Source organism: Streptomyces sp. NPDC038200 (assembly GCF_055600785.1).
In genome coordinates, this window is sequence record NZ_JBVJYH010000007.1 from 98,978 (window position 1) to 123,701 (window position 24,724).

A 24,724-nucleotide genomic window follows, 5' to 3' on the forward strand; every position below is an offset into this window, starting at 1 on the left:
TTCTTCTCGGCCGTGTCGGGCGGCCGTGTTCGTGAGAAGAACGTACGGGGGCGGGGATCCGGGGCTCAAGGGGATCCGGGGGGCCGCAACGGGACTGCCATGCCGCGTTCACAAACGGTGGGGGCGTACGGACGGGGTGGGCGTACGACCAAGGGCGGAGGGGAGGTCCGACTCCTGACAGGGGTCAAACCGGTTCGTGCCGCTTACTCTGACGGAATGAGTGCCCTCGGATCCCGTGACCCCGCCGTCCTCGACGCACCCCCTGAGCAGGGCGGCGGTGTGCTGAGCCGGTCGTACCGGGCGCTCAGCGTGGGGATCGTGTCCGTCGTGGTGCTGATCGCCTTCGAAGCGACCGCCGTCGGAACCGCCATGCCCGTCGCCGCCCGCGAACTGGACGGCGTGGCGCTGTACGCGTTCGCCTTCTCCGGGTACTTCACGACCAGCCTCTTCGGCATGGTGCTCGCCGGGCAGTGGTCCGACCGCAGGGGACCCCTGGGGGCTCTCACCACCGGCATCGCCGCCTTCGCCGCGGGTCTCGTCGTCGCCGGCACCGCGCAGGTCATGTGGGTGTTCATCCTCGGCCGGGCCGTACAGGGCCTGGGCGGCGGGCTGGTCATCGTGGCGCTGTACGTCGTCGTCGGCCGTGCCTACCCGGAGCCGCTGCGGCCCGCGATCATGGCGTCCTTCGCGGCCGGCTGGGTCGTCCCCTCCATCGTCGGCCCCCTCGCCTCCGGCGCCGTCACCGAGCACCTCGGCTGGCGCTGGGTCTTCCTCGGCATCCCGGCCCTCGTCGTCTTCCCGCTCGCCCTCGCCCTGCCCCAGATACGGCGGAGGGCGTCGGGCCCGGTGGACGAGGAGGCCGGCGCCGCCTCCTTCGACCGGCGGCGCATCCGGCTCGCCCTCGGCATCTCCCTCGGCGCCGGCCTCCTCCAGTACGCCGCCCAGGACCTGCGCCTCCTCTCCCTCGTCCCCGGCCTGGCCGGTGCCGCGCTGCTCGTGCCCGCCGTCCTCGGCCTGCTCCCGCGCGGTACCTACCGGGCGGCCCGCGGCCTGCCCTCCGTCGTGCTGCTGCGCGGACTCGCCGCCGGTTCCTTCATCTCCGCCGAGTCCTTCGTACCGCTGATGCTGGTCACCCAGCGCGGGCTGTCACCGACGCTCGCCGGGTTCTCGCTGGCGGCCGGCGGCGGGACGTGGGCGCTCGGGTCGTTCGTGCAGTCCCGGCCGCGCCTGGCGCCCTACCGGGAGCGGCTGATGACCGTCGGAATGGTGCTGGTCGCCGTCGCGATCGTGACCGCGCCGAGCGTGCTCGTGCACGCCGTGCCCGTGTGGACCGTCGCCGTCGCCTGGGGCGTCGGCTGCTTCGGGATGGGGCTGGTGCTCTCCTCCACCAGCGTGCTGCTGCTCCAGCTCTCCGCCCCCGAGGAGGCCGGCGCCAACTCCGCCGCCCTGCAGATCTCCGACGCCCTCGCCAACGTCGTCCTCCTGGCGGGGACCGGCGCGGCCTTCGCGTCCCTGGGCGGCGGCAGCACGGCGGCCACCACCGCCGCGTCCTCGGGCCGTCCCGCCGCCTACGCCGCCGTCTTCCTGCCGATGGCGGCCGTGGCGCTGGCGGGGACCTGGGTGACCCGCCGACTGCGGCAGCGGGACGCCTGAGGCAGCGAGCCGGTCACGCCGGGTGCGCCTGCGGGAGGGAGGGCGGAGAGACGGTGATCGCGGGACGGGTGCGGCAGTTGTGACGTGCCTCCCACCCACGCGCGCCCCGGGCTCGTTCGCGCGTCGACCGGAGGGCGGCGCCGGTAGGGTGGCCCGGTTGTCATACGTAGCCACCGACCACTGATCTACGGAGACCGTGACTACCACCGCCGCTTCCTCCGCTTCCTCCCACCACCTCTCGCCCGCCTTCCCCGGCCGGGCCCCCTGGGGTACCGCCAGCAAGCTGCGTGCCTGGCAGCAGGGGGCGATGGAGAGGTACATCCAGGAGCAGCCCCGTGATTTCCTCGCCGTCGCCACCCCCGGCGCCGGCAAGACGACCTTCGCGCTGACGCTGGCGTCCTGGCTGCTGCACCACCACGTCGTGCAGCAGGTCACCGTGGTCGCGCCCACCGAGCATCTGAAGAAGCAGTGGGCCGAGGCCGCGGCCCGGGTGGGGATCAAGCTCGACCCCGAGTACAGCGCGGGCCCGCTCGGCCGGGAGTACGACGGCGTGGCCGTGACGTACGCCGGTGTCGGTGTCCGGCCCATGCTGCACCGCAACCGGGTGGAGCAGCGCAAGACCCTCGTGATCCTCGACGAGATCCACCACGCCGGCGACTCCAAGTCCTGGGGCGAGGCCTGCCTGGAGGCGTTCGAGCCCGCCACCCGGCGCCTGGCGCTGACCGGTACGCCGTTCCGCTCCGACACCAACCCCATCCCCTTCGTGACGTACGAGGAGGACAACGCCGGCATCCGGAGGTCCGCCGCCGACTACACGTACGGCTACGGGTCCGCGCTGGCGGACGGCGTCGTCCGCCCGGTGATCTTCCTCAGCTACAGCGGCAACATGCGCTGGCGCACCAAGGCCGGTGACGAGATCGCCGCACGGCTCGGCGAGCCGATGACCAAGGACGCGGTCAGCCAGGCCTGGCGTACGGCCCTCGACCCGCGCGGCGACTGGATGCCCAGCGTGCTGCGCGCCGCCGACCAGCGGCTGACCGAGGTCCGCAAGGCCATCCCGGACGCGGGCGCCCTCGTCATCGCCTCCGACCAGGACTCCGCGCGCGCCTACGCCAAGCTCATCCGGGAGATCACGGGGACCAAGGCGACGCTCGTGCTGTCGGACGACGTCGGCGCCTCGAAGAGGATCGACGAGTTCAGCGACAGCAACGACCGGTGGATGGTCGCCGTGCGGATGGTGTCCGAGGGCGTCGACGTACCGCGGCTCGCGGTCGGGGTGTACGCCACCACCATCTCGACCCCGCTGTTCTTCGCGCAGGCCGTCGGGCGCTTCGTGCGGTCCCGGCGGCGGGGCGAGACCGCGTCCGTGTTCCTGCCGACCGTGCCCGACCTGCTGACCTTCGCCAACGAGATGGAGAAGGAGCGCGACCACGCCCTCGACAAGCCGCAGAAGGAGGGCGAGGGGGACCCGTACGCCGAATCCGAGAAGGAGATGGAGGAGGCGAACAAGCAGCAGGACGAGGACACCGGCGAACAGGACATGCTGCCCTTCGAGGCGCTGGAGTCCGACGCCGTCTTCGACCGGGTGCTGTACGACGGCGCCGAGTTCGGCATGCAGGCCCACCCCGGGAGCGAGGAGGAACAGGACTACCTGGGGATTCCGGGGCTGCTGGAGCCCGAGCAGGTGCAGATGCTGCTGCAGAAGCGGCAGGCCCGGCAGATCGCGCACAGCCGGAAGAAGCCGGACACCGACGCGGATCTGCTGGAGCTGCCGGCCGAGCGGCGGCCGGTGGTCACGCACAAGGAGCTGATGGAGCTGCGGAAGCAGCTGAACACGATGGTCGGCGCGTATGTGCACCAGAGTGGGAAGCCGCACGGGGTCATCCACACCGAGCTGCGGCGGGTGTGCGGGGGGCCGCCGAGTGCGGAGGCCACGGCGGGGCAGTTGCGGCAGCGGATCGCCAAGGTGCAGGAGTGGGCGACCCGCATGCGGTGACGCTGCGCCGGCCTGGCCGACGTGCATGCCTGCCTGCCCACCCACCCACCCGACTCGGTCGGCCCGAACCGCACCCTCACGGGGCTCCGCCCCGGACCCCGATGGGGTGGGGTGGGCCGGGCGTTCGGTCGGGCTGAGGTCACCCTCACGGGGCTCCGCCCCGGACCCGGGATGGGCGGGGGCTGTTCGGGTGAGGTTTGGGGCGGTGGTTCGGTGTGGCTTCGTTGGTCCTCGTGGTGTGCGTATCCGGACGAATGGAGCCAGGCCGGATCTGGTCTTGCCCGGATTCTGGACGAAGGCTTCCGCTCAGCGAACCGGCTTCGCTACTGTCCGGCTACGCACACGCCCCGTGGCAGCGCCGCCGCGGAGCGCAGCCGTGAAGCGACTCGGCCCGGAGCCGCCGGGCAGACATGCCGATCGGCGGCCCTCTGAAGCGCGTCGCCGACGGGACTCGACGACGCATCCTTCGCTCGGAGGCCGCCGACCTCACCGCCGAAGGAGTGGGCGTCGTGACCGCGGAGACCTCTCAGACGCTCGACCGGGGACTGCGCGTCCTCAAGCTGCTGGCCGACACGGACCACGGGCTGACCGTCACCGAGCTGTCCACCAAACTGGGCGTGAACCGGACCGTGGTGTACCGGTTGCTCGCCACGCTGGAGCAGCATGCACTCGTACGCCGTGATCTGGGCGGCCGGGCCCGGGTCGGGCTCGGGGTGCTGCGGCTCGGGCGGCAGGTGCATCCGCTGGTACGGGAGGCCGCGTTGCCCGCGTTGCGGTCGCTGGCCGAGGACATAGGGGCGACGGCGCATCTGACGCTCGTGGACGGCTCCGAAGCGCTGGCCGTCGCGGTCGTGGAGCCCACGTGGACGGATTACCACGTCGCTTACCGGGCCGGGTTCCGGCATCCACTGGACCGGGGCGCGGCCGGCAAGGCGATCCTCTCCGCACGGCAGTCGCCGTCCGCCGACCCCGGGTACACGCTGACGCACGGTGAACTGGAGGCGGGGGCGAGCGGGGCCGCGGCGCCCCTGGTGGGGGTCACCGGCGTCGAGGGCAGTGTGGGCGTGGTGATGCTGGTCGACGCCGTGCCGGAGCGGGTCGGCCCGCGGGTGGTGGAGGCGGCACGGGAGGTCGCCGAAGCCCTGCGCTGAGCTGCCGCCCGGCGCACCACGCCCGGCCGCCCGCGGCGTGCCCGGTCCTCCCGGGCCGCCACGTGCGTTCGTTGGCCGTCCGGACGATCTTTTTGGCCGTCCGGACAATCAGGGACCCTTCTCTTTGACCGAACGGCGCACTCGTGCGTCCGTTCGGTGGCGGATCATCGGGGATCGAGCAAGCCCGAGGCGGAGGGAGCGGCCCGGGTGCCGGTGGCCGGGGTCGTCCTCGGCGGTCTTGCCGGTGTCCGCGGCATCCGGTGCTCCCGGCTCGCCCCGGATTCTGGGAGGCCCCCTCGTATGACCGTTCTCGATCTCACCGCCGACGTCGTGACGCTGACCCGCGCCCTCGTCGACCTGCCCTCCGAGAGCGGAGAGGAGGAGCGCATCGCGGACGCCGTGGCGGCGGCCCTCCGGCGCCTGCCCCATCTCACCGTGGACCGCGTCGGCAACTCCGTCATCGCCCGCACCGCTCTCGGCCGGCCCGAACGCGCCCTGCTGGCCGGCCACCTGGACACCGTGCCGGCCGCCGGGAACCTGCCCTCCCGGCTCGCCGGCGGCCGGGTCCACGGACTCGGCGCCTGTGACATGAAGGGCGGCGTGGCCGTCGCGCTGCGGCTCGCGGCCACCGTGCCCGAGCCCACCCGCGACCTCACCTACGTCTTCTACGAGTGCGAGGAGGTGGAGGGGGAGCGCAACGGGCTCGGACGGATCGCCGCCGCCCGGCCGGGACTGCTGGAGGAAGCGGACCTCGCCCTCCTCATGGAGCCCTCCGACGCCGGTGCCGAGGCCGGCTGCCAGGGCATCCTCACCGCCGACATCGTGGTCGAGGGCGTCCGCGCGCACACCGCCCGCGCCTGGCAGGGCGTCAACGCCGCGCACCAGGCCGGCCGGGTGCTCCAGCGGCTCGACGCGCACATTCCCGAGCGGGTGGTGATCGACGGGCTGGAGTACCGGGAGGGGCTCGGCGCCGTCGCCGTACGCGCCGGGGTCGCCGGGAACGTCGTGCCCGACGAGTGTGTCGTCACCGTCAACTGCCGCTTCGCGCCCAGCCGTTCGGCGGAGGACGCGGAGGCGTACGTGCGCGGGCTCTTCCCGGAGTACGAGGTGCGGGTCACCGAGGTCGTCGAGGGCGCCCTGCCCCACCTGGACCGGGTCGGCGCCCTCGTCACCGCGCTCGGCGCCGAACCGCGGGCCAAGCTCGGGTGGACGGACGTCGCCCGGTTCGCCGCGCTGGGCGTGCCCGCGGTGAACTACGGTCCCGGGGACCCCTCGCTGGCGCACACCGCGGGGGAGTACGTGCCCGTGGAGCATCTGGAGCGGTGCGAGGCCCGCCTCAGGGCATGGCTGAGCTGAGCCCCGCCAGCGCCCGCAACTGCAGCCACAGCACGAGCCGTTCGTCGGGGTCGTCCAGCGCGACCCCGGTGTGCTGCTGGAGCTGCTTGAGCCGGTAACGGCAGGTGTTGGGGTGCACGGCCAGCAGCCTGGCCGCGCCCGCCATGTCGCAGCCCGCCTCGAACCAGCAGACCAGCGTGCGGGCGTACTCGGTGCCGTGCCCGGCGTCGTACGCCAGCACCCGCCGCCAGGCGCCCGCGGTCAGCTCCCGCCGCTCGCCCATCACCTCGGTCAGCCGCAGCAGGGTCACCCGGGCCCGCACCTCGTCCACCGCGGCCACCGGCAGATCCGCGTCCAGCACCCGCAGCACCAGGTCGGCGTCCGCCCGCGAGTCGGCGAGCCCGTCCGCGCCCGGCACCACCTCGCCGAGCGCCGCCCGCACCGGCACCCGCAGCGCCTGCCCGGCCCGCGCCACGATGTCCTCGGCCAGCCGCTTGTGCCGTTCACCGGGCCCCGGCAGCACCGCGTACACCACCCCGTCCACCAGCACGCACGCGTGTCGGCCGTAGCGGGCCTCGCACTGCAGGCGTACGACGTCCAGCAGCCGCAGCGCGGTGCGTTCGGCGTCCGGGACGCTCGCGGCGGAGTCCAGGACGAACGCCGCCACCCGGGCCGGGCCCTCGGCCCCCAGACGGGCGGCGGCGGTTGCCGGGTCGGGCGCGGTGCCGTCCAGCAGCCGGCGCAGCAGATCACTGCCGCGGTGCCGGGCCAGTTCCCGGGCCGCCCGCGCGCGCAGCAGGAGCAGGGCCGCGGTGGAGGCGCCCTGGGCGAGAGTGTCCTCGGCGTCGGGGGCGAGCGAGCCGCCGTCGATCACCCACACCGAGCCCAGGGTCTCCCCGCCGGCCCGTACCGGCATGGCCAGCCGGGGCAGGCCGGTGCCGGTCAGCGCGGGCAGCCGCACCGGCCGGTCGGCGGCGAACAGCCGCCGGTACTGCTCGGTGTTCTCCGCGCTGGCCGGCACCTGCCGGCCCAGGATGCCCTGCCGGCGGTCCTCGTCCACGGGCTGGCCGGAGACGGTGGAGTAGGCGAGGATGCGCTGCCGCGGGTCCTCGACGGCGGTGGCCCCGCCGGTCGCCGTCGCGATCGCGTCGGCCAGCGCGAACAGGTCGCCGAGTCCACCGTCGGCCCAGGCGGCGGCGGGCTCGGCGGAGACGGCCGAGGCCAGCAGCAGATGGACCCGGTGCCAGGGGGCGTCCTCCGCGACCGACAGCAGGGCCACCCCGTGCGCCTGCGCCGCGGCGACCGGCCCGTCCGCGCCGCGCACCACCACCCCGGTCAGCCCGGCCCGCGCCGCCTCCGCCGGCAGCGGTCCCGCGTCCGCCGCCCGCACTCCGACCGCCAGCAGCAGCCCGCCGGGCAGCGGGGGCAGCGGGGTGCGGCCGTCGTGGAGCACGATCTCGGTGACCGGGGCCCCGAGCCCGGCGGGGGCGGTGTGCAGGCGCAGCGCGGGGCCGCCGACGACGTCCAGGAGATCGCCGAGGGTGCAGGCGTCCATGGGGGTCCTCAGCAGGCTGTTGGCGGATGGTGAAACGAACGTACGGCTGCGTTGGCTGCTCGCACAACACGGGCGCCCGCGTCGCCGCCGAGACTCGTGCCATGACAGCAGCACCACCGATCACCGGGGTCACCGTCCGTACCGTCCACGACGTCGCCGGGCTCGCGGCCGTCGCCGACCACTTCAGCGACGTCTGGCGGACACCCCGCACCGCCCCGCCCTATCCGGCCGAGGTGCTGCACAGCCTGGCGCACGCGGGGGGCGCGGTGCACGCCGTCCACGCCGGACAGCGGCTCGCCGGGGCGTCCGTGGCCGTCCTCGGCCCGGAGCGCGGCACGTACTCGCTGGTGGCCGCCGCCGAGCGCGGTCTCGGGCACCGGCTGAAGCTGGCCCAGCGGGACTGGGCCGTCGCGCTCGGCGCCCGCACCATGCGCTGGACCTTCGACCCCCTGGTGGGCCGCAACGCCCGCTTCAACCTGGCCAAGCTGGGTGCCGTCGGCACCGAGTACCTGGTCGACTTCTACGGCCCCATGGCCGACGGCGTGAACGACGGCGACGAGAGCGACCGGCTGACGGTGACCTGGGACCTGACGGCGCCCGGCGGGTCGTACGACGTCCACCCCGAGGGGCCCGTCCTGCGGACCGCCCCCGACGGCGGGCCGCTCGTCCGGCGCGCGGGACGGCACCTGTGGTGCCGGGTCCCGGACGACGTCGTCGGCCTGCGCGCCGAGGACCCCGGACGGGCACTGCGCTGGCGGCACGCGGTGCGCGAGGTGTTCCTGGACGCCTTCGCGGAGGGGTTCCGGGCCACCGGGATGTCCCGGGACGGCTGGTACACGCTCACCCGGACGGAGGAGGCGGCGTGAAGCTGGAGCGCGTGGAGATCGTGCACGTGGCGATCCCCCTGGTCACCCCGTTCCGTACGTCCTTCGGGACCATGACGGCGAAGGACACCTTCCTGCTGCGGGTCGTCACCGACTCCGCCGAGGGCTGGTCGGAGTTCGCCGCCGACCCCGAGCCGCTGTACTGCTCGGAGTTCGTCGCCGGCGCGGAGATCGTGCTGCGTGACTTCCTGCTGCCCCGGGTGGCCGCCCTTCCGCGCCCGACCACGGCCGCGCTGGCCCCGGCCATGGCGAAGATCAAGGGGCACGAGCTGGCCAAGGCGGCCCTGGAGACGGCCGTGCTCGACGCCGAGCTGCGCAGCCACGGCATGCCGCTCGCCACCTACCTGGGCGCGGTACGGGACCGGGTGCCCGCCGGGGTCTCCGTCGGCATCAGGAACTCGGTGCCCGAACTGCTGGACGAGGTCGAGCGCTACCTCGCCGAGGGGTACGTGCGCATCAAGCTGAAGATCGAGCCCGGCTGGGACGTCGAGCCGGTACGGGCGGTCCGCGAGCGCTTCGGCGAGGACCTCCCCCTCCAGGTCGACGCCAACACCGCCTACACCCTCGCCGACGCCGAGCACCTGCGGCGGCTGGACGCGTTCGGGCTGCTGCTGATCGAGGAGCCGCTGGAGGAGAACAACCCCCACGCCCACGCCCTCCTCCAGCGGCGCCTCGCGACCCCGGTCTGCCTGGACGAGTCCCTGCACCACGCCCGCGACACCGCGTCCGCGATCGCCATGGACGCCTGCCGGGTGGTGAACGTCAAACCGGCCCGCGTCGGCGGCTATCTGGAGGCCCGCCGGGTGCACGACGTGGCGCACGCCCACGGGGTGCCGGCGTGGTGCGGCGGCATGCTGGAGACCGGCATCGGACGCGCCCCCAACCTCGCCCTGGCCGCGCTGCCCGGCTTCACCCTGCCCGGGGACACCTCGGCGTCCAGCCGCTACTTCGCCGAGGACATCACCGAGCCGTTCGTCCTCCAGGACGGCCATCTGCCCGTGCCCACCGGCCCCGGCATCGGTGTCGTGCCGCTCCCGGACGCCCTGCGCCGGTTCACGCGGGAGCGCCGGGACCTGTACAGGGCGTGACGGGAGCGCCGGGACCTGGACAGGGCATGACGGGAGCGCCGGGATCCGCGCAGGGCGTGGGTCGGGACCCGCGCACGGCAGGAGACGGGACCCCGCGCACGGCAGGAGACGGGACCCTGTACACGGCGGGAGACGGCACCCGTACGCGGCACGAGGGGACCAGTGGGGGTCGCGTTAGATTGAACCCGTGCTCTCACGTCTCACACGCCCCCAGGCCCTCGCCGTCTGCGCACTGCCCGTCGTGGGCCTGCTGGCCACGGCGGTCTTCGCGCCGCTGCCGTTCTCACTGGCGCAGCCCGGCCCGACGGCGAACGTGCTCGGCGAGAACCGGGGCACCCCGGTGATCACCGTCTCCGGTGCGGCCACCCGGAAGACCCGTGGGCAGCTGCGGATGGTCACGATCGTGGCGACCGGTCCGGACGCCCGGATCTCCCTGGGCGACGTGGTCGGCGACTGGTTCCGCACCGACCGGGCGGTCATGCCCCGCGACTCGGTCTACCCGAGCGGGGACACCGTCAAGGAGGCCGAGGAGCACAACAAGGCGCAGATGCGGCAGTCCCAGGACGCGGCGACCCAGGCGGCGCTGAAGTACCTCGGGCTGAGCGCCGACAAGGTCAAGGTCACGCTGAAGCTCGCCGACGTGGGCGGGCCCAGCGCGGGGCTGCTGTTCACCCTGGGGATCATCGACAAGCTGGACGGCGACGGCAGCGGCGGTGACCTGACCGGAGGCCGCACCATCGCCGGTACGGGCACCATCGACGCCGCCGGCAAGGTCGGCGCGGTCGGCGGGGTGGCCCTGAAGACCCAGGCCGCGCGCCGCGACGGGGCCACCGTCTTCCTGGTCCCGAAGGCGGAGTGCGCCGACGCCGAGGCGGAGCTGCCCCAGGGGCTGCGGCTGGTCCCGGTGACCACGCTCGAGAGCGCCGTCGACTCCCTGGTGGCCCTGGAGAAGGGCAAGGGCCCGGTCCCCAGCTGCTAGCTCCGGTGCGCCGGGAGGGCCTACTTCACGAACCCCTCCTGCTGCATCCGGTCCGCAGAAGCTCACCCGCGCTCACCCCCGGTCGGTCGTGTCTCTTCCCGGTCCGTGCTCCGTCGGCTCGCCGGCCGCCTGCTCCACCAGCGGGATGATCCGCAGCGGAACCGGGTTCTCCATGACGATCGCCGTGGAGGCCCGGACGATGCCGTCGAAACCGACGACCCGGTCGATCACCCGTTGAAGATCGGCGTTGGAGCGGGCCACCAGGCGGCACAGCATGTCCCCGCTGCCGGTGGTGGTCAGCAGCTCCAGCACCTCCGGCACGGTCGTCAAGTACGCCCGGACGTCGGCGCCTTGGCCCTGCCGGATCTGGAGCGTGGCGAACGCGGTGACCGGGTAGCCGAGGGCCGCCGGGTCCACCTGCGGACCGAATCCGCGGATGACTCCGTTCGACTGAAGCCGGTCCAGGCGGGCCTGCACCGTGCCCCGGGCCACGCCCAGCCGCCGGGACATCTCCAGCACGCCGATGCGCGGCTCGCGCGCCAGCAGCACGATGATCCGCCCGTCCAGATGATCGATCGCCACGGGACCCCCTGAGATGGTCATCCTGTACAGAAAGACCGCCGATGCGGTCGCACCACTGAACAGATTGCCCAGTGGATTCGCGAACTATTGCGCACCTTGCAGAGCGAGGCCACCCTTCCGCTATGACGCAGACCACACAGCACACTCCCGACACGACCGCCCGGCAGGCCGACCCCTTCCCGGTCAAGGGAATGGACGCGGTCGTCTTCGCCGTGGGCAACGCCAAGCAGGCGGCGCACTACTACTCCACCGCCTTCGGCATGCGGCTGGTCGCCTACTCCGGACCGGAGAACGGCAGCCGCGAGACCGCCAGCTACGTGCTGGAGAACGGCTCCGCCCGGTTCGTCTTCACCTCCGTCGTCAAGGCGACCACCGACTGGGGCCGCTTCCTGGACCAGCACGTGGCCGAGCACGGCGACGGCGTCATCGACCTGGCCATCGAGGTCCCGGACGCCCGTGCCGCGCACGCCTACGCCGTCGAGCACGGCGCCCGCTCCGTCGTCGAGCCGTACGAGGTGAAGGACGAGCACGGCACCGTCGTCCTCGCCGCGATCGCCACCTACGGCGAGACCCGCCACACCCTGGTGGACCGCTCCGGCTACGACGGCCCCTACCTCCCCGGCTACACCGCCGCCCAGCCGCTCGTCCAGCCGCCCGCCCAGCGCACCTTCCAGGCCGTCGACCACTGCGTCGGCAACGTCGAACTCGGCAAGATGAACGAGTGGGTCGGCTTCTACAACAAGGTCATGGGCTTCACGAACATGAAGGAGTTCGTGGGCGACGACATCGCCACCGAGTACAGCGCGCTGATGTCGAAGGTGGTCGCGGACGGCACCCTCAAGGTCAAGTTCCCGATCAACGAACCCGCCGTCGCCAAGAAGAAGTCCCAGATCGACGAGTACCTGGAGTTCTACGGCGGCGCGGGCGTCCAGCACATCGCGCTCAACACCAACGACATCGTGGCGACGGTCCGCACCATGCGCGCGGCCGGCGTCGAGTTCCTCGACACCCCCGACTCGTACTACGACACCCTCGGCGAGTGGGTCGGCGACACCCGGGTACCGGTCGACACCCTGCGCGAGCTGAAGATCCTGGCCGACCGCGACGAGGACGGCTACCTGCTGCAGATCTTCACCAAGCCGGTCCAGGACCGGCCGACCGTGTTCTTCGAACTCATCGAGCGGCACGGTTCGATGGGCTTCGGCAAGGGCAACTTCAAGGCACTGTTCGAGGCCATCGAACGCGAGCAGGAGAAGCGGGGCAACCTGTAGCCGACAGGTCCCCCCGCCGGACGCGCAGGGGGGACCGTGGAGCAGCGCATCGACCTCGCCGCACCGGCCGTGCGCTGGCTGCGGGAGCGGCACACGCTGCGCGAACCCACGGTCCTCCAGTCCTTCGCCTTCGACGACGTCCATCGCCACCTCTACGTCCTCCAGCTCACCCGGGGCGGCCGGGACACCGGCGACCTGTGCCTGAACCGGCTGGACCACCAGGGCGGACACCTCGGCCACATGTATCTGGAGGGCTTCGGACACGGCGTGAGCATGGGTGTCCAGCACGCCGCCGACGGCACGGTGTGGATCTGGACCGAGACCGACGCCCTGGCCGGCTACGGCCGGGGCGTCACCCGTTTCCGGTTCGTGAGCGGCGCGACCCGCACCCCGCGGGACGTCAAGGTCCGCCGTCCGATCGAGGGTTCCCGCACCAACCAGCCCACGGTCTGCCCGGCCACCGGCCGCCTGGCCGTCCGCTACCGGCTGCGGGGCGGCCCGCGCTACCGGGTCTGGGACCTCGCCGCCTTCACCGCCCGCGACTACGCCTCCCCGCTCGCCGACCTCCCCCAGACCGGCGCCCACCCCGACCCCGACGTCCCCTTCCAGGGCTTCGCCCTGCACGGCGACCACCTCTACCAGCTCGCCGGCAGCGCCTACGACCCGCGCACCAACCCGCCCGCCGGCCACGGCGACACCTGGCTGTCCTGTCTGGACATCCGCACCGGCGAGCTCGTGGCCCGCCACCGCACCGAGGCGGCCTGGTCCCTCGACCACCGCGAACCGGAGGGCCTCGCCGTCCGCTCCACGGGCACCCCGCGCCTCTACCTGGGGTTCGCGTCGGGGCGGGAGGGCGCCCGCAAGTTCTCCCTGTACTACAAACCCGGCCCCTAGGGTCTTTCGTTTGGATCAGGCCGGATCAGGGAGCGGGGTCTGGTGCCGTGCATCGCAAGGCGGAGGAGGGCGCCATGGCAACCGACGACAACGCGGCGAGGCGCGGTGCCAGGGCCCGCGAGCCCGGCCTGATCCAAACGAGAGGCCCTAGGCGGCCTCCCCGGGCAGCGGTTCGTCCGGCACGTCGCCGAGCGCGTTCAGCGCGTCACGGGCGTCGGGCGCCCACAGCGGGGAGAAGACGGGGTTGATGCGCAGCGCCTCCTGAAGATGCCGCCGCGCCGGCGCGTACTCCTCCAGCTCGCCCTCGATCATGCCCCGGTGGAACACGTACAGCGCGCTGCGCACCCCGCCCCCCTTCGCCTTGTCGGTCGCGACGGACGCGTAGGTCAGCGCCTCCTCGTCCTCGCCGGCCCGGTGCAGCGCCCACCCCAGCGCGTCGGCCACCTCGATACCCGGCTGCCGCCGCCACTCCTCCCGCAGCCGCTCCACCGCTTCCCACGGGTCCCCGTGGTCCGCCTCGTACCGCCCGATCAGCAGCTCCTCGTCGACCCCGCCGGCCACCGACTGCCGTACCGCCGTCTTCAGCAGCGTGTACTGCTCCTCGGCGAGCCGGGGCTGCCCCAGCGCCTCGTACAGCTCGCCCAGCTCCAGCAGGTCGTCGGCGTCCGGCCGCTTCGCGACGGCGGCCCGGTACGCGGCCAGCGCCTCGTTCGTGCGCCCCAGCGCGGCCAACGTCCGCGCCCGCCCGGCCGGCGCCGTCCGCTGATCGGGATCGAGCCGCAGCGCGGCCTCGAAGTGCCGCAGCGCGTCCGGCAGGTCCCCGCGCTCCCAGGCCAGCTGCCCGACCCCGGCCAGCCAGGCGGCCCGCTCGGCCGGGGTGCGGGCGGCGGCCGCCGCGTCGGTCAGCTGGGCCACCGCGTCCTCGCGCCAGCCCCGGTCCCGGTACACCGCCGCGGCCCGCGCCATCACGGCGGGCCGGTCCGCCGCGCCGGTCCGCAGCGCCAGCAGCTTGTCCAGGGTGGAGCGGGCGTTCTTGTAGTCGCCGAGCCCGGTGTAGGCGTCGATCAGCGGCGGATACGCCGTCCACCGCTTCGGCGCCGCCTTCAGCGCCTGCTCGGCGTTCTGTTTCGCCGTGGGGAAGTCCCGGCGCGCCAGCGCCAGCGAGGCCAGCCCGTCCAGCGCCTCGGGGTTCCGCGAGCCGCGCACCTCCAGCGAGGACCGCAGCGCCCGCTCGGCCCGCGGGTAGTCCGCCGTGTCGCCCGTCCGGCGCCCCCGCTCCACGTACGCCGACCCCAGCACGGCCCACGCCCCGGCGTCCCGCGGCTGCGCCCGCACCCGCGCCTCCTGCCGCCCGATGAGCGCGGTCAGGCCGGGCAGCGCGGTCGGCGCCCCGTAGGTCACCGTCGTCAGCGTCCCTGCCTGGGCCTGCGCCCGCGGACCCGCGGCCGGCGCCGTGACGTCCCGGTCCTGCCGCTCCTTCGGCAGCAGTGTCAGCACGGTGCCGGCGACGACCCCGCCCGCCAGCGCGGCGACCAGCAGCCGGCGCAGCACCCGCCGGGAGCGGCGCGGCGCCGGCGGCCCGGCGAGCGGGGACGTACCCGGCACAGACCCTCGGTTGTCCATGGCGCTCACTGTGCGCCAGTACGACGAGCACATCCGGGTGGCCGAAGGGCGGGGCGGGCGGGGTTCACACCGATGGCCGCGAGTGCCACGCTGTGATCATGAGCCGTATCGAAGCACCGCGCGACGAGCACACGGGCAACCTCACCGACCGGCTCCTCGCCGGCCTGCCGCCCGAGGCCGTGCTGACCGATCCCGACGTCACGGCCTCCTACGGACGCGACATGGCGAGCTTCTGCCCGGCGGGCACCCCCGCCGTCGTCGTCCTCCCGCGCACCGTCGAGCAGGTCCAGCACATCATGCGGACCGCCACCGAGCTGCGCGTCCCCGTCGTCCCGCAGGGCGCCCGCACCGGCCTGTCCGGCGGCGCCAACGCCACCGACGGATGCATCGTGCTGTCCCTCGTCAGGATGGACCGGATCCTGGAGATCAGCCCCGTCGACCGGATCGCCGTGGTCGAACCGGGCGTCGTCAACGCGACCCTCTCCCGCGCGGTCGAGGAACACGGCCTGGCCTACCCGCCGGACCCCTCCAGCTGGGAGATGTGCACCATCGGCGGCAACATCGGCACCGCCTCCGGCGGCCTGTGCTGCGTCAAGTACGGCGTGACCGCCGAGTACGTGCTCGGCCTGGACGTCGTCCTCGCCGACGGCCGTCTGCTGTCCACCGGCCGGCGGACCGCGAAGGGCGTCGCGGGCTACGACCTCACGCGCCTCTTCGTCGGCTCCGAGGGCTCCCTCGGCATCGTCGTCCGGGCGGTCCTGGCACTGAAGCCCAAGCCGCCCCGGCAGCTCGTGCTGGCCGCCGAGTTCGCCTCCGCCTCCGCCGCCTGCGACGCCGTCTGCCGCATCATGGCGGGCGGTCACGTGCCGTCCCTCCTCGAACTGATGGACCGTACGACCGTCAAGGCGGTCAACGACCTCGCCCACATGGGGCTGCCCGAGAGCACCGAGGCGCTGCTGCTGGCCGCCTTCGACACCCCGGACCCCGCCGCCGACCTCGCCGCCGTCGGCGCCCTGTGCGAGGCGGCCGGCGCCACCCAGGTCATCCCCGCCGACGACGCCGCCGAGTCCGAGCTGCTGCTCCAGGCCCGGCGGCTCTCGCTGACCGCGCTGGAGGCGGTCAAGGGCACGACGATGATCGACGACGTGTGCGTGCCCCGCTCGCGGCTCGGCGCCATGCTGGACGGCGTGGAGCGGATCGCCGCCGCGTACGACCTGACGATCGGCGTCTGCGCGCACGCCGGCGACGGCAACACGCACCCCACCGTCTGCTTCGACGCCCAGGACCCCGAGGAGTCCCGCCGGGCCCGCGAGTCCTTCGACGAGATCATGGCCCTCGGCCTGGAGCTGGGCGGCACCATCACCGGCGAACACGGCGTCGGCGTGCTGAAGAAGGAGTGGTTGGCCCGGGAGATCGGCCCGGTCGGGGTGGAGATGCAGCGGGCCGTGAAGCAGGTCTTCGACCCGCTGGGCATTCTCAACCCCGGCAAGCTGTTCTGACGCCTCCCTCACCGGGCGAGCAGCTGGTCGAGCGCGTCGTCGAGGCCCAGTCGCCCGCCCTCCGTCCCCGGCGGCACCGCCCGCAGCGTCCGCTCCAGCCAGGCCGACACCTGCGGGATCGGCGCCTCCAGCAGCGCGTCCCCGTCCGGCGAACTCAGCGCCATCAGGACGACACCGCGCCCGTCGACCTTCGTGGGCCACGCCCGTACGTCCCCGTGCCCGCACGGCCGGAACACCCCCTCCACCAGCAGGTCGCGGGCGAACGTCCAGTCGACGGGGTGCTCGGAGTCGATGTGGAAGGTGAGGTGGACGGCATAGGGGTCGTCGGAGCGGTAGCTGAGCCGGGCCGGGACCGGGACGCTGTGCCCCGGCGACAGAACCAGCCTCAGTTCCAGCTCGCGCTCCACCACGGTGTGCTGCATGACCTGCGTTTCCTTTCTGGCCGGGGCCGCTCGGAACGGGCCCGCACCAGAGAGAGGGGGCGGGGGCCGGGGCATTACGCGGGTTCGGGGAAGATCTTTCGCGAGGCCCGGGAGTCCGGCGTGGCGTTGCCCGGATCGGGGTGGGTCCGGCGGGACTGGCGGTGGGGAGATGCCCGGGTCTGATAGATGTGGAGCCCCCCATCCCACCCCCGAGCAGATACGGGACGACGGACATGAGCGCCCCAACCCCGGCCCCAGGTGACGACCGGCCCCGCGAGGGCTACTACCCGGATCCGTCCATCCCCGGCTATGTCCGGTACTGGAACGGCGCCTCCTGGGTGCCCGGAACCAGCCGCCCGGCACCCAAGGACGGCGAACCGCTCATCCCGCCCCCCGGCGTCCACCCGGCACCCGTGTCCGTGGAGGAGACGGGGCCGCACTTCTTCGACGAGGACCCGGCGGACCCGGGCCGCCCGGACGGCGGCGACCAGCAGGGCCGGTCCGACCAGTGGGCCGCGGCGGCCGGGTCCGGGCAGGACGCCCAGCCCGCGCAGGGCGCCCAGTGGGGCCGGCCCGGCCAGTCCGGCGCGGCCGGGCAGTGGGCCGGTTCCGGTCCGGCGGGCCGGCCCGGTCAGCCTCCCCGGTCCGCGCAGCCCGGCCGGCCGGCCGGGTTCGGCGCCGACCCCGGCCGGGGCGCCCCCTGGGGCACCGACCCGCGCGTGCCCGCGGACTCCCGGAGCGGGGACTCCCCGAATGCGCCGGAGGGCTCCGGCGCCGCCGGGACCGACGGCACCGTGACCGTCCCGCCGGCGGAGGGCGGCGGCGCGCCGGATCCCGGGACCTTCATCTTCCGCCGGCCGATCCCCGGCCCGGCCGCGCCCCGGACCGACGACGGCACGATGACCTTCCGCCCGGTACCGCCCGGCCCGTCCGAGGGCGGGGCGTCCGGCGGTCCCGGCCCGGCCGGTCTCGGCCCGCAGGGGCCGGTCGGCGCGCCCGCGAACCCCGGCTTCAGCGCCGGGAAGGCCGCGGCGGCCCGCGCGGCCTCCGCCCAGCCTCCCCAGGCGTCCCAGGGACCGCAGACCCCCCGCATCCCCCAGCCCTCCCCGCCCCCGAACCCGGCCGCCGCGCCCCCTTCGGTGCCGCAACAGGCGGGTCCCGTGCAGGCGGGTCCCGTGCAGGCGGGCCCCGCGCAGGCCGTGCCCCCGCAGTCCGGTGCTCCCGCCACCCCGCTGAGCAGCGGACCCGGCGGCGGACAGGCGTCCTGGGCGCAACAGGTGCACCAGCTGGCCGGGGGCGGGGACGAACAGCCGGTGGCGCCGTGGAAGCCGCCGGTGGAGGACCCCTTCCAGGCCGCCGCGCGCCGGCAGGCCGCCGCCCGTCCCGCCGGACTCGGCAAGCGGCTCGCCGCCCGGCTGATCGATCTGCTGGTGGTGGGGGCCGTGACGGCCGTCGCGGCGGTCCCGCTCGGCAGCCGGGCCGTGGACCACGCCCAGGAGAAGATCGACGCGGCCCGGGTGTCCGGCCACGAGGTCACCGTCTGGCTGCTCGACGGCACGACCGGCACCAGCCTCGGCATCGTCCTCGGCGTCCTGCTCCTCGCCGGTGTCCTGTACGAGGTGCTGCCCACCGTCAAGTGGGGCCGCACCCTCGGCAAGAAGCTGTGCGGTCTTCAGGTGCGGGACATCGAGGGGCACGAGCCCCCGACGTTCGGCCCGGCGCTGCGCCGCTGGCTGGTCCTCAGCGTGCCGGGGCTGCTGGTCGTGGGGGTCGTGGGGGTGCTGTGGTGCCTGTTCGACCGGCCCTGGCACCAGTGCTGGCACGACAAGGCCGCCCACACGTTCGTGGCGGGCTGACCGGGGCGGGCGTACTCCGTCCGGCCGTCTGCCGGATGCGGAGCCGGGAGGCTCGGGTTCCACTCGGGCCATGAGCAGCGAACCGCCCCCCGGCTCCGGAGAGCAGCCCCCCGAGGACGACCCCTTCAGGAAGCGGCCCCCCTCGGACCAGGGATCGGGCTCGCCGTACGACGCCCCGTACGGCGGCGCCCGGCAGCCCCCGCCGCCGGGCGCGGGCCAGCCTCCCCCGCCCGGCGGCCAGCCACCCCCCTACGGCGGCGGCCCGCCTCCCGGCGGTCAGCCCCCTCCCCACGGCGGCCCCTACGGCGGTGGTCCGTACGGCGGTTCCCCCTACGGCTCCGGCCCGGAGGGGCCCTACGGGGCCGGCGGCTATCCGGCGGATCCGCTGGCCGGCATGCCCCCGCTCGCCGACAGCGGGAAGCGGACACTCGCGCGGATCATCGACATGATCCTCGTCGGCATCGTCGTCTGGCTGCTCACCTGGGCGTTCGGGGTGCGGGAGTACACCGTCGACGGCGACCGCATCGAGGTCGGCAGGTCCCTCGCGCAGTCCTGTATCGCCGCCGTGCTCTACATCGCGTACGACACCTTCCTGATCAGCAGGTCGGGGCAGACCCTCGGCAAGAAGTGGCTCCATCTGCGGGTGGCCGACCTGGCGAACGGCGCCACGCCCTCCGTGCAGACCTCGCTGCTCCGCTCCCTGGTGCTGTGGCTGCCGTTCGCCTTCTGCTGTGCGTGCATCTGGACGGCGATCTGCGGGGGTTGGAGCTTCTTCGACAAGCCCTACAAGCAGGGTCTGCACGACAAGGCGGCCAAGACGGTGGTGGTCGGCACCCGCTGAGCGAAGCGGCCCCCGGCCGCCCGTACGGCGGCGGCGGATCCGGAGCACGCCCGGACCCGCCGCCGTCGTGTCGTACCGTCACGGGGGCCCACGGTCACAGGGCCGTACCGGCGCCGGCCCGTACGGTCACAGGGCCGTGGGGACGCGCTCCTCGTCCGCCACGGGCTCGGCGGACGCCGGTGCCGTGCGCGCCCCGGGCGCCGGGACCGTCATGGCGACCAGCAGCCCCAGGGCGAGTGCGGCGACGGCGATGACGGCGATCCCGAGGCCCGAACTCGTCTGCGACAGCAGCAGCATGGCGAGCGTCGAGAAGAGCACGGTGCAGGAACCGTAGGCGAGCTGTGCGGCGGTCGGACGAGGCATGGCAATCGTGTCCTCGGCAGTATTCGGGAGTGGGGTGCGGGGGGTGCCGTGCGACTCTCTCGGCGTGCATGCCCGAGCGGAACGCCCGGTAAGCACGACCTAACCCACGGTACCGTTGCACGGGGGGCGCACGGAGTCACCGAACCCGCCGAACGGGCCTTGCCCTGCGCCCGTCGGCCGGACGGCACGTGTTCGTAAAACGAACGCCACCTCCGCATAGTGCACTTGTCCTGCTCAAGTCAAGGTCTGTCTTTTCCGCTAAACCTCTAGTCAAATGTCGTCACTTGATTACACGCGTTGATCTTGCGCGCACGGATTCCTCCATGACCCGGAACCCCCTGTCCGTGTGCGCGGCGCGGGGGAGGAACTCAAGTGACCAGCAGATCCTGGACGTTCAGAGCGGCTGCCATCGGCGTGACGCTCGCGGCGGCCTCCGCCACGTTCGCGACCTTCGCCGTCGCGGAGGCGAGCACCCCGGCCCGGTCCGCTGCCGCCAACCGGCACGACCCGGCCCCGGTCAAGCAGCAGAAGCACGACCTGGACGGCCCGCTGAGCAAGACTCAGGACGCCCAGCGCGAGGAAGCCCTGAACCAGCTCATATCGGGCAAGGTGAAGGCCCAGGAGCGCAACGGCTCCAAGGTCGTCCAGCTCAAGAGCCGCAAGGGCCAGAGCAAGTACGTCGAGCTGAGCCGCGAGAAGACCGACAAGATCTTCACGATCCTGGTGGAGTTCGGGAACCAGACCGACCCCAAGTACGGGGGCACGGCGGGACCGCTGCACAACAAGATCGCCGCGCCGGACCGCAAGAAGGACAACTCCACGGCCTGGCAGAAGGACTACGACAAGAAGCACTACCAGGACCTCTACTTCGGCACCGGCAAGAAGACCGAGTCGCTGAAGAAGTACTACGAGAAGCAGTCCTCGGGCCGCTACTCGGTCGACGGTGAGGTCACGGACTGGGTCAAGGTCCCCTTCAACGAGGCCCGTTACGGCAACAACGCCTGCGGCTCGAAGAACTGCCCGAGCGTGTGGAACGTCGTCAGCGACGGTCTGAGCGCCTGGGTCGCGCAGCAGAAGGCGGCCGGCAGGACCGACGCCGCGATCAAGGCGGACCTGGCCAAGTACGACCAGTGGGACCGCTACGACTTCGACGGCGACGGCAACTTCAACGAGCCCGACGGCTACGTCGACCACTTCCAGATCGTGCACGCCGGTGAGGACGAGTCCGCGGGCGGCGGCGTCCAGGGCGAGGACGCGATCTGGGCCCACCGCTGGTACGCCTTCGGCACCGACGCCGGCGCCACCGGTCCCGAGAACAACAAGCTCGGCGGCACGCAGGTCGGCAGCACCGGCATCTGGGTCGGCGACTACACCATCCAGCCGGAGAACGGCGGCCTCGGTGTCTTCGCCCACGAGTACGGCCACGACCTCGGTCTGCCGGACGAGTACGACACCAACGGCGGCGACAACTCCACCGGCTTCTGGACGCTGATGTCCTCCGGCTCCTGGCTGGGCACCGGCAAGGAGTCCATCGGCGACCTGCCCGGCGACATGAACGCCTGGGACAAGCTCCAGCTGGGCTGGCTGAACTACGACACCGCCGCGGCCGGCAAGCAGTCCACGCACAAGCTGGGCCTCGCCGAGTACAACACCTGGGACAAGCAGGCCCTCGTGGTCAACCTGCCCGACAAGGCGGTCACCACCACGATCACCCAGCCCGCCGAGGGCTCGACCCAGTGGTGGAGCGGCAGCGGCAACGACCTCAAGAACACGCTGACCCGTACGGTCGACCTGACCGGCAAGTCGTCGGCGAGCCTGGACCTGGACGGCTGGTGGGCCACCGAGGACGGCTACGACTACGTCTACACCGAGGCTTCGACCGACGGCGGCGCCAACTGGACGGCCCTGGACGGCACGGCGGACGGCCAGGCCCTCCCGCGTGACGCCAGCGGCAAGCCGGCGCTGAGCGGCTTCTCGCAAACGCACAAGAAGCTGTCGTTCCCGCTCGACGCCTACGCGGGCAAGAAGATCGACCTGCGCTTCCGCTACGCCACCGACGGCGGTGTCGCGGAGAACGGCTTCACGGCCGACCGGATCACCGTGACCGCCGACGGCGCGCCGGTGTTCTCGGACAACGCCGAGACCGCCGACGCCGGTTGGACCGCGGCCGGCTTCTCCCGCATCGGCGCGTCCTTCACCAAGGACTACAAGCAGTACTACATCGCCGAGAACCGCCAGTACGTGTCGTACGACAAGACCCTCAAGGTCGGCCCGTACAACTTCGGTTACCTCAACACCAGCCGGCCGGACTGGGTGGAGCACTACGCGTACCAGAACGGCCTGCTGATCTGGAAGTGGGACACCTCCCAGGCGGACAACAACACCAACAGCACCAACGGCCACCCGGGCTCCGGTCTGATCCTGCCGGTCGACGCCCACCCGAAGGCGCTGAAGTGGTCCGACGGCACGCTGCTGCGCAACCGCATGCAGGCGTACGACTCGCCGTTCAGCCTGGAGGCCACGGACGCGATCACCCTGCACCAGGCGGGCGTCGCGACCAAGATCAAGTCGCAGAAGGGGGTGTCGGTCTTCAACGACCACACCAGCACCTACTACGACCCGGCGAACCCGACCGGCGGTGTCAAGATCACTGACACCAACACCAAGATCGCCATCGTGAAGCAGGCCAAGGACGGCTCCACGGTGCAGATCAAGATCGGCCCCGCGGTGAAGTAGTTCCCTGTCATCGCAGGTCACAGACGTATCGGCGGCAACCCCTTGGCGGGTTGCCGCCGATCGTGTTTAGGTGCGTCCTGTGGGTCTCTTATTGACAGCGATCGAAACGGGGATGTGACCGCATGGCCGCAGGAGGCTTCTGCAAGCTGCCGAACGGCACGGTGGTGGTGGCGCTGAACCTGCCCAGTCCGGCCGGCGGGCCGGGCGGCGTGCGGGTGCTGGTGCACGCCCAGAACCGGGCGCGTGCCCTGACCCGGCTGCGCAACCTGGGCCTGCGCGCGATCTACCTGCGCGGCAACGCGGCTCCGCCCAGCCCGGACGAGATCACGGCGGTGCTGCACCATCCCGACGGCCTGATATGGCGCACGGCCCCGGACAACGGTGTCACCGGCACCGAGCTGTGGCATCCGATCCGGGCCCTGCTGCGCCTGCCGGTGACGCAGGCATGACCGAGCGGCCCGCGCCCCCGGGGGGTGCGGGCCGCTCGGTGCGGGCCGGTCGTCCGGTGTTACTTCGCGGTCGCGTGCTTGGCGGCGCGCTGCTTGGCGGCGGCCACCTTCGCGGCCTCCTTCAGGCCGGCCACGGTCGTGTGCAGCCGCTCGGGCCGGGACTTCCCGGCGGAGGCGCGCAGCTTCTTCTGGGCCTCGGCGTTCGTGAGGGCCACGATGTTCGCCGAGGCCGGCTGGACGGAGCCCTTGGCGAGGGTGAAGATGCCCTGGTTGCCGCCGACCGGGATCCAGAAGTTCGGCACGCTCGTGATGCCGGGGTGGTCGGCCGCCACCAGCTGCCGCAGGTACAGCGCGTACTGCTTGCCGACGGTCAGCGGGGCGGTGCCCTCCATCGTCACCTGGTCCGTGTCGATGTTGCCGACGATGATCTCGTCCCCCTCGGAGATCCCGCCGCCGCGCTTCATCATCCCGGCGACCCGCACCTTCAGGAAGATCATCGGCGTGCAGTCCGCCGCGCCCGGCCCGTCACCGGCGATCCCGGAGGGGGTGGCCGTCGGGTCGGGGGAGCTGGTGGCCGAGGGGTCCGGGTTGGGGTCGGTGCTGTCCGGCTCGGTCGGGTCGATGGCGGGCTCGCCGGCGTTGTCGCCGCCCTTGTCGCACTCCCGCGTCTGGATGCTGAGCACGGGCCCGGTGATGGCGATCTCCGCCACCGAGCTGACGTCCTCGGCGCTGCTGTAGTAGGCGTAGTCCGCCTCGACGTGCAGCCCCCCGCCCGCCTCGGTGGAGCCGGGGCCCGAGCAGGCCGTCAGGCAGGCCAGTGCCGCACCGGCGGCCACGGCGAAACGCGTTCTCGTCTTCATCACTGTCGTTGTCCTCCTCAACCGCTCAGTACTTGGCCTTGACGCCCTTGACGTCGTCGTACCAGGGGCCGTCGCTCCCGCAGCCGAACTTGCCCGTGCCCTGCCGCATGACGGCCGGTCCGGGGTTGGCGCAGGTGATGTACTCGTGGTCGAGGCCGTAGGCGTGGCCCACCTCGTGCTCGGCGACGATCTTCTTCTCGCGTGCGCTGAGGCCGCGCATGGTGGAGGTGTTGAAGACGATGTACACCTCGTCGTAGCTCCAGTAGCCGAGGGTGCAGCCCTGCCAGCTGGTGCGGGCCCAGTCGTCCCAGGCGTGCCCCTCGTCCTTCACCTCGATCTCGGGGTCGCCGTTGTTCTTCTCGTACCGGAAGTATCCGGGGGCACTGGTGGCGTCCCAGCGGCCCTGGGCGCCGTTGAAGGCGTTGTAGTACGTGGTGGTGATCTTGTTGTACTTGTACGAGATGGGGTCGTTGCCGCTGACCCCGAAGAACTTGCCGCAGAGATGGTGGTAGGCCTGGGCCGGAGCGGCGGTGCTGAAGTGGATGGCGACGAACGAGGCGCACAGCAGGAACACCTGGAGGATCCTGGGCGCGGCCCCGAGTCTGCGGCGGCGCAGAGGTTCGGACATCGATCTGCTCCCTGTGAGGAAAAGTTCCGAGGAGGGGAGCAGTGCTGTGTTCCGGACAT

21 protein-coding genes are annotated in these 24,724 nt (G+C 72.9%); 14 read left to right on the forward strand and 7 right to left on the reverse strand.

Annotated features, from left to right (window positions below; genetic code table 11):
- The first annotated feature begins 216 nt into the window (after positions 1-216).
- The 4 genes from ACZ7KF_RS16970 (at position 217) to dapE (ending at position 6,156) form a co-directional block, all read left to right on the forward strand.
- Positions 217-1,653, forward strand: a complete 1,437-nt coding sequence (locus tag ACZ7KF_RS16970) for an MFS transporter (protein ID WP_471074726.1) — start codon at positions 217-219, stop codon at positions 1,651-1,653.
- Positions 1,654-1,849: 196 nt separating this feature from the next.
- Positions 1,850-3,649 carry a DEAD/DEAH box helicase gene (locus ACZ7KF_RS16975; RefSeq protein WP_471074729.1) on the forward strand — a complete coding sequence of 600 codons (1,800 nt, stop codon included), beginning with the start codon at positions 1,850-1,852 and terminating at the stop codon, positions 3,647-3,649.
- 509 nt (positions 3,650-4,158) lie between these two features.
- Positions 4,159-4,800 carry an IclR family transcriptional regulator gene (locus tag ACZ7KF_RS16980; protein ID WP_471074732.1) on the forward strand — a complete coding sequence of 214 codons (642 nt, stop codon included), beginning with the start codon at positions 4,159-4,161 and terminating at the stop codon, positions 4,798-4,800.
- 300 nt (positions 4,801-5,100) lie between these two features.
- Positions 5,101-6,156: a succinyl-diaminopimelate desuccinylase gene (dapE, locus tag ACZ7KF_RS16985; protein ID WP_471074735.1), complete on the forward strand. Its 1,056-nt coding sequence runs from the start codon at positions 5,101-5,103 to the stop codon at positions 6,154-6,156.
- On the opposite strand, the gene ACZ7KF_RS16990 is transcribed toward dapE, so the two are convergent.
- Positions 6,137-7,690, reverse strand: a complete 1,554-nt coding sequence (locus tag ACZ7KF_RS16990; RefSeq protein WP_471074738.1) for a PucR family transcriptional regulator — start codon at positions 7,688-7,690, stop codon at positions 6,137-6,139. The genes dapE and ACZ7KF_RS16990 overlap by 20 nt on opposite strands.
- A gap of 101 nt (positions 7,691-7,791) precedes the next feature.
- On the opposite strand from ACZ7KF_RS16990, the gene ACZ7KF_RS16995 reads away from it, so the two are divergent.
- The 3 genes from ACZ7KF_RS16995 to ACZ7KF_RS17005 all read left to right on the forward strand — a co-directional run bounded on the left by ACZ7KF_RS16995 (position 7,792) and on the right by ACZ7KF_RS17005 (position 10,641).
- Positions 7,792-8,556, forward strand: a complete 765-nt coding sequence (locus ACZ7KF_RS16995) for a chorismate synthase (protein ID WP_471074741.1) — start codon at positions 7,792-7,794, stop codon at positions 8,554-8,556.
- Entirely contained in the window at positions 8,553-9,662 is a 1,110-nt protein-coding gene (menC, locus tag ACZ7KF_RS17000; RefSeq protein ID WP_471074744.1) for an o-succinylbenzoate synthase, read from the forward strand. Before ACZ7KF_RS16995 ends, menC begins: the two co-directional genes overlap by 4 nt.
- Positions 9,663-9,849: 187 nt before the next feature.
- Complete coding sequence (locus ACZ7KF_RS17005) at positions 9,850-10,641, forward strand: S16 family serine protease (RefSeq protein WP_471074747.1); 792 nt, start codon at positions 9,850-9,852, stop codon at positions 10,639-10,641.
- Positions 10,642-10,713: 72 nt separating this feature from the next.
- Here the strand turns inward: ACZ7KF_RS17005 and ACZ7KF_RS17010 are convergent, their stop codons facing one another.
- A complete protein-coding gene (locus ACZ7KF_RS17010) occupies positions 10,714-11,223 on the reverse strand; it encodes an Lrp/AsnC family transcriptional regulator (protein ID WP_471074750.1) in 510 nt (169 codons plus the stop codon).
- Positions 11,224-11,345: 122 nt separating this feature from the next.
- Here ACZ7KF_RS17010 and hppD point away from each other — a divergent pair, with 122 nt between their 5' ends.
- Both hppD and ACZ7KF_RS17020 read left to right on the forward strand, forming a co-directional pair.
- Positions 11,346-12,494 (forward strand): 4-hydroxyphenylpyruvate dioxygenase, encoded by a 1,149-nt coding sequence (gene hppD / locus ACZ7KF_RS17015; RefSeq protein ID WP_471074753.1) that lies wholly within the window; start codon positions 11,346-11,348, stop codon positions 12,492-12,494.
- Positions 12,495-12,530: 36 nt separating this feature from the next.
- Positions 12,531-13,388, forward strand: a complete 858-nt coding sequence (locus ACZ7KF_RS17020) for a phage baseplate protein (protein ID WP_471074756.1) — start codon at positions 12,531-12,533, stop codon at positions 13,386-13,388.
- A gap of 147 nt (positions 13,389-13,535) precedes the next feature.
- Here ACZ7KF_RS17020 and ACZ7KF_RS17025 read toward each other — a convergent pair whose 3' ends face one another.
- Positions 13,536-15,011: a tetratricopeptide repeat protein gene (locus ACZ7KF_RS17025; protein ID WP_471074759.1), complete on the reverse strand. Its 1,476-nt coding sequence runs from the start codon at positions 15,009-15,011 to the stop codon at positions 13,536-13,538.
- A gap of 92 nt (positions 15,012-15,103) precedes the next feature.
- On the opposite strand from ACZ7KF_RS17025, the gene ACZ7KF_RS17030 reads away from it, so the two are divergent.
- Positions 15,104-16,510: an FAD-binding oxidoreductase gene (locus tag ACZ7KF_RS17030; protein ID WP_471074762.1), complete on the forward strand. Its 1,407-nt coding sequence runs from the start codon at positions 15,104-15,106 to the stop codon at positions 16,508-16,510.
- A gap of 8 nt (positions 16,511-16,518) precedes the next feature.
- Here the strand turns inward: ACZ7KF_RS17030 and ACZ7KF_RS17035 are convergent, their stop codons facing one another.
- Positions 16,519-16,932 carry an SsgA family sporulation/cell division regulator gene (locus ACZ7KF_RS17035; RefSeq protein ID WP_471074765.1) on the reverse strand — a complete coding sequence of 138 codons (414 nt, stop codon included), beginning with the start codon at positions 16,930-16,932 and terminating at the stop codon, positions 16,519-16,521.
- 233 nt (positions 16,933-17,165) lie between these two features.
- On the opposite strand from ACZ7KF_RS17035, the gene ACZ7KF_RS17040 reads away from it, so the two are divergent.
- Positions 17,166-18,788, forward strand: a complete 1,623-nt coding sequence (locus tag ACZ7KF_RS17040) for an RDD family protein (protein WP_471074768.1) — start codon at positions 17,166-17,168, stop codon at positions 18,786-18,788.
- 70 nt (positions 18,789-18,858) lie between these two features.
- Positions 18,859-19,629: an RDD family protein gene (locus ACZ7KF_RS17045; RefSeq protein ID WP_471074771.1), complete on the forward strand. Its 771-nt coding sequence runs from the start codon at positions 18,859-18,861 to the stop codon at positions 19,627-19,629.
- 126 nt (positions 19,630-19,755) lie between these two features.
- Here ACZ7KF_RS17045 and ACZ7KF_RS17050 read toward each other — a convergent pair whose 3' ends face one another.
- On the reverse strand, positions 19,756-19,992 hold the full coding sequence (locus ACZ7KF_RS17050; protein ID WP_471074774.1) for a hypothetical protein: 237 nt from the start codon (positions 19,990-19,992) through the stop codon (positions 19,756-19,758).
- Positions 19,993-20,364: 372 nt separating this feature from the next.
- Here ACZ7KF_RS17050 and ACZ7KF_RS17055 point away from each other — a divergent pair, with 372 nt between their 5' ends.
- Positions 20,365-22,728, forward strand: a complete 2,364-nt coding sequence (locus tag ACZ7KF_RS17055; protein WP_471074777.1) for an immune inhibitor A domain-containing protein — start codon at positions 20,365-20,367, stop codon at positions 22,726-22,728.
- 122 nt (positions 22,729-22,850) lie between these two features.
- Positions 22,851-23,177 carry a hypothetical protein gene (locus ACZ7KF_RS17060; RefSeq protein WP_471074780.1) on the forward strand — a complete coding sequence of 109 codons (327 nt, stop codon included), beginning with the start codon at positions 22,851-22,853 and terminating at the stop codon, positions 23,175-23,177.
- Positions 23,178-23,236: 59 nt separating this feature from the next.
- Here the strand turns inward: ACZ7KF_RS17060 and ACZ7KF_RS17065 are convergent, their stop codons facing one another.
- The gene (locus tag ACZ7KF_RS17065; protein WP_471074783.1) at positions 23,237-24,037 is read right to left on the reverse strand and encodes a hypothetical protein; all 801 of its coding nucleotides are present in this window, start codon (positions 24,035-24,037) and stop codon (positions 23,237-23,239) included.
- A gap of 25 nt (positions 24,038-24,062) precedes the next feature.
- The gene (locus tag ACZ7KF_RS17070) at positions 24,063-24,665 is read right to left on the reverse strand and encodes a hypothetical protein (protein ID WP_471074786.1); all 603 of its coding nucleotides are present in this window, start codon (positions 24,663-24,665) and stop codon (positions 24,063-24,065) included.
- Positions 24,666-24,724 lie beyond the last annotated feature (59 nt).

What these genes read in the sequence shown, in the direction of transcription:
- ACZ7KF_RS16970 (WP_471074726.1), top strand. Translation starts at nt 217, where the DNA reads ATGAGTGCCCTCGGATCCCGTGACCCCGCCGTCCTCGACGCACCCCCT.
- dapE (WP_471074735.1), top strand. Translation starts at nt 5,101, where the DNA reads ATGACCGTTCTCGATCTCACCGCCGACGTCGTGACGCTGACCCGCGCC.
- ACZ7KF_RS16990 (WP_471074738.1), bottom strand. Translation starts at nt 7,690, where the DNA reads ATGGACGCCTGCACCCTCGGCGATCTCCTGGACGTCGTCGGCGGCCCC.
- ACZ7KF_RS16995 (WP_471074741.1), top strand. Translation starts at nt 7,792, where the DNA reads ATGACAGCAGCACCACCGATCACCGGGGTCACCGTCCGTACCGTCCAC.
- hppD (WP_471074753.1), top strand. Translation starts at nt 11,346, where the DNA reads ATGACGCAGACCACACAGCACACTCCCGACACGACCGCCCGGCAGGCC.
- ACZ7KF_RS17025 (WP_471074759.1), bottom strand. Translation starts at nt 15,011, where the DNA reads ATGGACAACCGAGGGTCTGTGCCGGGTACGTCCCCGCTCGCCGGGCCG.
- ACZ7KF_RS17035 (WP_471074765.1), bottom strand. Translation starts at nt 16,932, where the DNA reads ATGCAGCACACCGTGGTGGAGCGCGAGCTGGAACTGAGGCTGGTTCTG.
- ACZ7KF_RS17040 (WP_471074768.1), top strand. Translation starts at nt 17,166, where the DNA reads ATGAGCGCCCCAACCCCGGCCCCAGGTGACGACCGGCCCCGCGAGGGC.
- ACZ7KF_RS17045 (WP_471074771.1), top strand. Translation starts at nt 18,859, where the DNA reads ATGAGCAGCGAACCGCCCCCCGGCTCCGGAGAGCAGCCCCCCGAGGAC.
- ACZ7KF_RS17050 (WP_471074774.1), bottom strand. Translation starts at nt 19,992, where the DNA reads ATGCCTCGTCCGACCGCCGCACAGCTCGCCTACGGTTCCTGCACCGTG.
- ACZ7KF_RS17060 (WP_471074780.1), top strand. Translation starts at nt 22,851, where the DNA reads ATGGCCGCAGGAGGCTTCTGCAAGCTGCCGAACGGCACGGTGGTGGTG.
- ACZ7KF_RS17065 (WP_471074783.1), bottom strand. Translation starts at nt 24,037, where the DNA reads ATGAAGACGAGAACGCGTTTCGCCGTGGCCGCCGGTGCGGCACTGGCC.
- ACZ7KF_RS17070 (WP_471074786.1), bottom strand. Translation starts at nt 24,665, where the DNA reads ATGTCCGAACCTCTGCGCCGCCGCAGACTCGGGGCCGCGCCCAGGATC.